The following is a 7,134-nucleotide window of genomic DNA, read 5'->3' on the forward strand; positions in this document are numbered from 1 at the left end:
TTATTCTAGACGATAAGTTCGGCTATCTGCGTGGTCGTACGTGGGGCATGCTAATCTTGATCTACTTTACCGGCGCGAGGCGCGATATGGATCAAGGCCCGACGAAGGCAGCGCCAGCTCCGTGGGAAGTAGTGGAACTGGAAGCCTTTCAAACACCGCAGCATACCCAGGCCAGCCAGTGGAAGCGCAGTTGGCGCGTGGCCACTGCCTGGATGCTGGGAAACCGTGCCGACAGGCGTCAGGCGGCACTGGAGAGCGAGCTGCGCGCCTTGCCGGAAGTGAAACTCGCCCACTGGGCGCCTCCGGTGGATTGGACGCCTGCCGCGATGAGCTTGCATCGGGCGCTGGCCGCCTATCAAGAGGCACCGCTGGTGCTGTTCGTGTCGCCTCCCCACGGTGGGCATGCGGATATCGTTGGCCACTGGGCGGGCCAGCACGGCATCGAGTGCCTGGAGGTGCCTACCTTTGCCGAGCGCATGGCTGGAGAGCTGGCGTGGGTAACGGCGGCTGCCCCGGCAAAGCGCTGGGCCATTCCGGCGCTGGAGCGGCATTTCCTGCGTCATGCCTACGGTTTGCAGGGCGTGCGCGCGCTGGTGGAGCGTGCCCAGGGCGGGCGGCTGGGGCAGGGCGTGTTGGGGTGTGATAGCTGGAGTTACGCCTTTCTGAAGCAGGCCGTTGGGCTGGAAGGGGTTCCCGTGTTGGCGCTGCAAGGGCTAGAAGGCGCACAGCTGGCGGACTATTTTTCCCAGGCTGCAGGCCAGTGCCCGCCCGTTTACAGCACCCGTACTCGCCAGCCCGTGCTGGAGGACTCCCCCAAACAAAAGGGCGTGTTCAAGGAGCTCCAGCAGTTGGCGGCCCATAGTCGCGGCCACCTGGGAATTGCCTGGCACTATTGGCGTGAGCGCCTGCGTGAACCGGCCGAGGACGCCCGCGCTCACTCGGGCAACCGTTCCGATCATGGCGAAACATCGCTATGGCTGCTGGATACGCTGGCGGATGCGGAGCTCCCCGCCGACACCGGCGATCTGGCCACCCTGCTGCTGCACACCCTGTTGATCCATGGGGGGCTGGAGGATCAGGCGTTGGCCCACGTGCTGCCTTTCTCGGAACACGAGATAGTGAGCGTTCGGTTCGCGCTGGCCAGTCGCGGCATGCTGCACTGCCATCAGGGGCGGTGGCAGGTAGCACCCTTGAGCTACGCCAGCGTTCGGCAACTGCTGGAATCGAGACACTACCTGGTAGACCCCCTTTAGGAGCCCCCATGGACGATCACGAACAGTATGCCCGCCTGTTTAACGAACTCGACAGCGAAGCCTTCATCACGCTGGGGCTGCTGCTGGCAGGTGCCATCGTGCTGATCATTGCCAGCCAGCGGGGGCTCAACTGGCTGGCCAATCGGTTGCATGGCCCGATCAGGTTTCGGGTTTTTGCGCTGGTGCCACTGACGCGTCTGCTGATCCTGATCACGGTCCTGGCCGTTGCGGTGCCCATCGTCATCGAGCCCTCTTTACGCAACATGGTGACGCTGTTGGGGGCCATAGGCCTGGCCATCGGTTTTGCCCTGAAGGAGTATGTCAGCAGCCTGATTGCGGGCGTGGTCTCTGCCGTCGAGCTGCCCTATCGGCCCGGAGATTGGGTCAATATCGAAGGCACCTACGGAGAGGTCAAGCATGTGGGGATGCGTACGGTAGAGATTCAAACGCCGGACGATGATCTGGTGGCCGTGCCGCACTTGAAGCTTTGGGATTCGGCCATCTACAACGCCAACAATGGCGGCGCCAGCCTCCAGTGTGTGGCCAGCTTCTACCTGCACCCCGAGCACGAAGGCGGCTGGGTGCGCCAGGCGCTGCGCGACGTGGCGTTGACCAGCGCCTATCTGACGTTCGACAAGCCCATCATCGTCGTGGCCGAGGAGAAACCCTGGGGAACGCACTATCGCATTCGTGCTTATCCCGTCGACCCGCGTCAGCAGTTCCTGTTCGTGACCGATTTGACGGTACGCGGCAAGGCGATTCTGAGCGATGCCGGTATTCGTCCCGCGCTACTGCCCCCTGAGATGTTGATGGATGCCCAGAGCGCGGGGCGGACATGAAGGCGCAGGACGAGAAGCTCTACATCGGCTGGGACGTGGGCGGCTGGAATTGCGACCATAACCCGGCCAGCCGAGATGCGCTGGTGGTACTCGATGCGTCACTGACCCTGGTGGGAGCGCCCTGGCGGGGCAATCTGCGCGAGACGCTCAATGACGCCGCCTCGCCTGGTGATCTGATCACGCGCCTGTTGGGGCTCTGCCAGCACATGGCGGACGGTGGTGAACGGGTCTTCATGGCGGTGGATACACCACTGGCGCTGCCGCAGGCACTGCTGGCCCTGGCCAGAGGGGAAGCCGTCGCGGCACTGGGCCGCTCTCAGGAAAATCCCTATCTCTACCGACACACCGAGCGTTGGCTGTTCGAACGTGGCGTCACGCCGCTATCGCCCATCAAAGACATGATTGGCAGCCAGGCCACCAAAGGCATGCACGTGCTGGCGCGTTTTGCGCCGCATAGCGTGGCGTGCGGTCAGTGGCAGAGCGAGCAGGGGGAGCTGACTGTCGTGGAGGGGTATCCATCCCCCGCCAAACGCTCCAAGGGCTTTGCCGCTTTGCGCCAGCGCTGCGTGATCCCGGCCCAATGGCAGGCGGTGCTGCACCAGCCCACCCCCCGCCAGCAGGACATGCACGATGCATGGCAGTGTGCGTTGCTGGCCTGGGCACTGGAGCATGCGCCCCAGCAGGTTGCCTGGCCGCCAGCGGAGATGCCGACGGCCGAAGGGTGGATTTTCGTTCCTGATGATGCGCTGAAGGGCTAGCCGCTCAGGCGTTCTCTTCCGGCAGTTCGGCGCTGTGAAAGACGTTCTGCACGTCGTCCAGCTCGTTGAGCATGTTCAGCAGCTTTTCGAACATGGCGGCGTCGTCACCTTCCACCGGCGTGGTATTCTGTGGCAGGAACTGGATTTCATCCACTTCGAAGTCGATCTCGCCAAAGGCGTCCAGCAGTGCCTGCTTGGCCTTGGCGTAATCGGTGTTCGGAGCAAATACCGTGATACGACCGTCTTCCTGCTCGATGTCGGTGACGTCCACGTCGGCTTCCATCAACGCTTCCAGCACGGCTTCTTCATCGCCACCGGTAAACGAGAAGATCGCGCAGTGATCGAACATGTGGCTCACACTGCCCGGCGTGCCGATCTTGCTCTTGGTCTTGGTAAAGCAGCCGCGCACATCGCCAAAGGTGCGGTTGGGGTTGTCGGTGAGGCAGTCGACGATGACCATGGCATTGCCGGGGCCGAAGCCCTCGTAACGAGCGGGCGAGAAGTCCTCGCCTCCGGCACCGCTGGCCTTGTCGAGGGCCTTGTCGATGACGTGGGATGGCACCTGATCTTTCTTGGCACGCTCCATCAGGCCGCGCAGCGCAAGGTTGCCATTGGGGTCGGTGCCCCCTGCTTTGGCGCAGACGTAGATTTCACGCCCGTACTTGCTGTACACCTTGGTTTTCGCAGCGGCCGTCTTGGCCATGGATTCCTTACGGTTCTGAAACGCCCTACCCATATTGAAGTCCTTTATTAACCATGAACTGCCTGCACGGCAGGCGTCATTGATCGGCGTTGCCGAACGTTCTGAAAAAGGAAAATTTTACCCAACAGCGTACCATGCTAACAGCGTTATTTAAGGCCGTATTCAAGGCCGGGGAAGGATTCCACGACGCGCAGCCCAGGCAGCCACCCGACTGCGCTTGAGCTGGCGTATACTGGTGCGCTGATCAACCGCTGGACTCATGGAGAAACGCATGCCGCTGACGCTCTGGTTATCGCTGGCCGCCATCTGTGCCATGGGGGCCATGTCCCCGGGGCCAAGCCTTGCGCTGGTACTGCGCCACACTTTGGGGGGCGGGCGGCTGCCCGGCGTGACCGCGGCGGTGTTCCATGCCCTGGGCGTGGGTTTTTATGCCCTGTTGACCGTGCTGGGGCTGGGCGCGCTGGTGGTACGCCACCCCGAGGTTTTTCAGCTGATCACCTGGGGTGGGGCCGCCTACCTGGCGTGGCTGGGGATCAAAGCCTTGCGGGCCGGGCGCGCCAGCTCGCTGGCAGCCAATGCGGTGGTCACCACGCCAGGCCAGGCGGCCCGAGAAGCGGTGCTGGTGGCTCTGGGCAATCCCAAGCTGATCATCTTTTTCGTGGCCCTGCTCAGTCAGTTCGTGACGCCGGATATGAGCCCGTTGGCCAAGGGCATCATCGTGGCTACGGCGATGGTCATCGATGGCGGCTGGTACGTGCTGGTGGCCGTGGGGCTATCGCACTCGCGAGTGTTGCCCTGGCTGCAGCGCCACGCCCACTGGGTCAACCGTGTTACCGGTGTGCTGCTGATCGCGCTGGCGCTGAGGGTCGTGGCGGGGCCACTGCTATAAGCAGCCATGGTGGAAAATTCGCGCAGGCGTGAGCCGCCGGGCTGGTGCTGGCAGGCCGCCTCGTGGCAAGGTAGCGTCAGACGATAGCAAGAGGGTGTGTGATGAGCATTTACGAACAGGATTGCTACACCCATCAGGGCCAGCCCTTCAATCTGCGTGCGCTGCGCGGTCAGGTGCTGTTGGTGGTCAACGTCGCCAGCCAGTGTGGCTTTACGCCCCAGCTCAAGGAGCTGGAAAGCCTTTACCAACGCTACCGTGACCGTGGCTTTACCGTGCTGGGCTTTCCCTGCAACCAGTTTGGGCGGCAGTCGCCCGAAAGCGCCGAAGCATTCTGCACCTTCGGGGAGCAGCAGTTCGGGGTCAGCTTTCCGCTCATGGAGAAGGTGAACGTCAACGGAGGCAATGCGCATCCGCTCTTTACGTTGCTCAAGCAGGGAGCGCCAGGCGTGCTGGGCACGCGGGCCATCAAGTGGAACTTCACCAAATTTCTGGTTGCCAGAGACGGGCAAGTGCTGGCGCGTTTTGGCCCACGAGACCATGGCCCACGCCTGCGCCTGGCCGTGGAGGCGGCGCTGGACAAGGCGTGAAGGGGTTAGAGCTCGCCCCGGCTGACCATCAGCCGCTGCATCAGGTCGTTCCAGCGGTGGCGTACCATCATGGTGGTCAGGCTCGAAAACAGCGCCCAGGTTTTGCGCCGCCAGCCTTTCAGGCGCAGATTGTGATTGACCAGCTGCTTCATCAGCTTGTAGTCATCGAACTTGCGCCACTCGCTGGCCACCGACAGCTGATGGCGTGACATCACCGGGGCCAGCTCGATACGGAACACCCACTCGAGCTCCTTGAGCGATAGCCCGTGCTGTTCGATGACCTCGATCATGCGGGCGTAGTCGCGTTCGGTGGGTTCGCGGTCCAGCCAAAGCGGGGCGAGCGCCAACCAAAGGTCGCCGCGTTCATCGACTAGCTGCTGTGCATTCATCACGGTTCTCATCGGCAAGGAGTGGGCAGGGCGTTATCCTGCCGTGAATCCCCCATAACCTCAAGAGCGGACAGGGCGCGCCTGGCCCGCTAGAATAGCGCCTACTGGCAAGTGAGCACGAGGGTGCTCCGATGATACTCATCCGATGAAGGGGTCCAATGTGATCATTAAACCGAAAGTTCGGGGCTTTATCTGCACCACTACTCATCCTAAAGGCTGCGAACAGAACGTTCTCGAACAGATCGAAGCGACCCGCGCCCGTGGTTTGGACAAGCACCAGGGCCCGAAGAAAGTGCTGGTGATCGGGGCTTCCAGCGGCTACGGCCTGGCGGCGCGTATCACGGCGGCCTTCGGCTACGGTGCCGACACCCTGGGCGTGTTCTTCGAAAAGCCCGGCAGCGAGAAGAAGCCCGGCACGGCGGGCTGGTACAACAGCGCGGCCTTCGACAAGTTTGCCAAGCAGGAAGGGCTGTACAGCAAGTCCATCAACGGCGATGCGTTCTCCCATGAAGCTCGCGAGAAGGCCATCGAGCTGATCAAGCAGGACATGGGCGAGATCGACCTGGTGGTTTACTCGCTGGCCTCGCCGGTGCGCAAGATGCCCGATACCGGCGAGCTCAAGCGCTCCAGCCTGAAGCCCATCGGTGAAACCTACCGCGCCACGGCCATCGATACCAACAAGGACGTGATCATCGAAGCCGAGGTGGAGCCGGCGACGCAGCAAGAGATCGACGACACCATCACCGTGATGGGCGGCGAAGATTGGGAGCTGTGGATGAGCGCTCTGGCAGATGCAGGCGTGCTGGCCAAGGGTGCCCGCAGCGTGGCGTTCAGCTATATCGGCACCGAAATCACCTGGCCAATCTACTGGCACGGTGCCCTGGGGAAAGCCAAGGAAGACCTGGACCGCGCAGCGGCGGCCATCGATGCCAAGCTGCAAGAGAGCGGCGGCGGTGCCAACGTGGCGGTGCTGAAATCCGTCGTTACCCAGGCCAGCGCGGCGATTCCGGTGATGCCGCTGTACATCGCCATGGTGTACCGCATCATGAAAGAGCAGGGCCTGCACGAAGGCACCATCGACCAGTTGAACCGTCTGTTCGGCGAGCGCCTCTACTCAGGCCAGCCCGGTGAGATGGCCACCGACGAGCAGGGCCGTCTGCGTCTGGACGACTGGGAGCTGCGTGACGACGTTCAAAAAGCCTGTCAGGACCTGTGGCCAAACGTCACCACCGAGAACCTGTTCGACATTACCGACTATGCTGGTTACAAGCATGAGTTCCTGAAGCTGTTTGGCTTCGAACGTGACGATGTGGACTACGATGCCGATGTGAACCCCGATGTGGCGTTCGATGTCGTAACCTTGTAACGCTTGGGGCGACGGAGTGAGCGCCGCGCTGTTTCATCTAACCGGTCAGGAAGAGGTGGCGTATGGATACCAGAGAGAGCAAGACCCCGGAAGAAGAGAAAGAGCACGTACTGAACCAGCGGTTGCCCGAAGATTTCGACAAGGCGGCGCCGCATAAACAGCCGGAGGCCAAGAAGCCCCCCAGTGGCATGCACAAGCTGCTGCCCGTGGTGATCATTGGCCTGGGCCTGGTGGTGGCGGCCTTTGTCATCCTTGGTATGGGCAACAGCGGCGGTTGACGCAGCACCTTCGTTTGCCGGGCCAGTGGCCCGGCAATTTGCATTTATCGAACATCGCGAAAAACCTCGTAC

The 7,134-nt window shown here is 62.3% G+C and carries 9 protein-coding genes; 7 read left to right on the forward strand and 2 right to left on the reverse strand.

Features of this window, described 5'->3' with window-relative positions; all coding sequences use genetic code 11:
* The first annotated feature begins 86 nt into the window (after nucleotides 1-86).
* The 3 genes from HSS18214_RS0116610 to HSS18214_RS0116620 are packed head-to-tail and all read left to right on the forward strand — an operon-like array spanning nucleotide 87 to nucleotide 2,850.
* Nucleotides 87-1,253, forward strand: coding sequence for a hypothetical protein (locus tag HSS18214_RS0116610; RefSeq protein WP_016916400.1), 1,167 nt, complete (start codon nucleotides 87-89; stop codon nucleotides 1,251-1,253).
* An 8-nt stretch (nucleotides 1,254-1,261) separates the two neighbouring features.
* Nucleotides 1,262-2,092 (forward strand): mechanosensitive ion channel family protein, encoded by an 831-nt coding sequence (locus tag HSS18214_RS0116615; RefSeq protein ID WP_016916401.1) that lies wholly within the window; start codon nucleotides 1,262-1,264, stop codon nucleotides 2,090-2,092.
* Complete coding sequence (locus tag HSS18214_RS0116620) at nucleotides 2,089-2,850, forward strand: hypothetical protein (RefSeq protein WP_016916402.1); 762 nt, start codon at nucleotides 2,089-2,091, stop codon at nucleotides 2,848-2,850. Before HSS18214_RS0116615 ends, HSS18214_RS0116620 begins: the two co-directional genes overlap by 4 nt.
* Nucleotides 2,851-2,854: 4 nt before the next feature.
* Here the strand turns inward: HSS18214_RS0116620 and HSS18214_RS0116625 are convergent, their stop codons facing one another.
* Entirely contained in the window at nucleotides 2,855-3,586 is a 732-nt protein-coding gene (locus HSS18214_RS0116625; protein WP_016916403.1) for a YebC/PmpR family DNA-binding transcriptional regulator, read from the reverse strand.
* A gap of 238 nt (nucleotides 3,587-3,824) precedes the next feature.
* Between HSS18214_RS0116625 and HSS18214_RS0116630 the strand changes: the two genes are divergently transcribed.
* Nucleotides 3,825-4,442 (forward strand): LysE family translocator, encoded by a 618-nt coding sequence (locus HSS18214_RS0116630; protein ID WP_016916404.1) that lies wholly within the window; start codon nucleotides 3,825-3,827, stop codon nucleotides 4,440-4,442.
* A gap of 101 nt (nucleotides 4,443-4,543) precedes the next feature.
* Nucleotides 4,544-5,029 carry a glutathione peroxidase gene (locus HSS18214_RS0116635; RefSeq protein ID WP_016916405.1) on the forward strand — a complete coding sequence of 162 codons (486 nt, stop codon included), beginning with the start codon at nucleotides 4,544-4,546 and terminating at the stop codon, nucleotides 5,027-5,029.
* 5 nt (nucleotides 5,030-5,034) lie between these two features.
* On the opposite strand, the gene HSS18214_RS0116640 is transcribed toward HSS18214_RS0116635, so the two are convergent.
* Complete coding sequence (locus tag HSS18214_RS0116640) at nucleotides 5,035-5,418, reverse strand: DUF7079 family protein (protein ID WP_016916406.1); 384 nt, start codon at nucleotides 5,416-5,418, stop codon at nucleotides 5,035-5,037.
* A gap of 160 nt (nucleotides 5,419-5,578) precedes the next feature.
* Here HSS18214_RS0116640 and fabV point away from each other — a divergent pair, with 160 nt between their 5' ends.
* Nucleotides 5,579-6,784: an enoyl-ACP reductase FabV gene (gene fabV, locus HSS18214_RS0116645; protein ID WP_026002006.1), complete on the forward strand. Its 1,206-nt coding sequence runs from the start codon at nucleotides 5,579-5,581 to the stop codon at nucleotides 6,782-6,784.
* Between the two features lie 62 nt (nucleotides 6,785-6,846).
* Nucleotides 6,847-7,062, forward strand: coding sequence for a hypothetical protein (locus tag HSS18214_RS0116650; RefSeq protein ID WP_016916408.1), 216 nt, complete (start codon nucleotides 6,847-6,849; stop codon nucleotides 7,060-7,062).
* Nucleotides 7,063-7,134: the final 72 nt, after the last annotated feature.

The sequence above is a fragment of the Vreelandella stevensii S18214 genome, from assembly GCF_000275725.1.
Taxonomy (GTDB): Bacteria; Pseudomonadota; Gammaproteobacteria; order Pseudomonadales; family Halomonadaceae; genus Vreelandella; species Vreelandella stevensii.

What these genes read in the sequence shown, in the direction of transcription:
- HSS18214_RS0116615 (WP_016916401.1), top strand. Translation starts at nt 1,262, where the DNA reads ATGGACGATCACGAACAGTATGCCCGCCTGTTTAACGAACTCGACAGC.
- HSS18214_RS0116620 (WP_016916402.1), top strand. Translation starts at nt 2,089, where the DNA reads ATGAAGGCGCAGGACGAGAAGCTCTACATCGGCTGGGACGTGGGCGGC.
- HSS18214_RS0116650 (WP_016916408.1), top strand. Translation starts at nt 6,847, where the DNA reads ATGGATACCAGAGAGAGCAAGACCCCGGAAGAAGAGAAAGAGCACGTA.
- HSS18214_RS0116630 (WP_016916404.1), top strand. Translation starts at nt 3,825, where the DNA reads ATGCCGCTGACGCTCTGGTTATCGCTGGCCGCCATCTGTGCCATGGGG.
- HSS18214_RS0116635 (WP_016916405.1), top strand. Translation starts at nt 4,544, where the DNA reads ATGAGCATTTACGAACAGGATTGCTACACCCATCAGGGCCAGCCCTTC.
- HSS18214_RS0116625 (WP_016916403.1), bottom strand. Translation starts at nt 3,586, where the DNA reads ATGGGTAGGGCGTTTCAGAACCGTAAGGAATCCATGGCCAAGACGGCC.
- HSS18214_RS0116640 (WP_016916406.1), bottom strand. Translation starts at nt 5,418, where the DNA reads ATGAATGCACAGCAGCTAGTCGATGAACGCGGCGACCTTTGGTTGGCG.
- HSS18214_RS0116610 (WP_016916400.1), top strand. Translation starts at nt 87, where the DNA reads ATGGATCAAGGCCCGACGAAGGCAGCGCCAGCTCCGTGGGAAGTAGTG.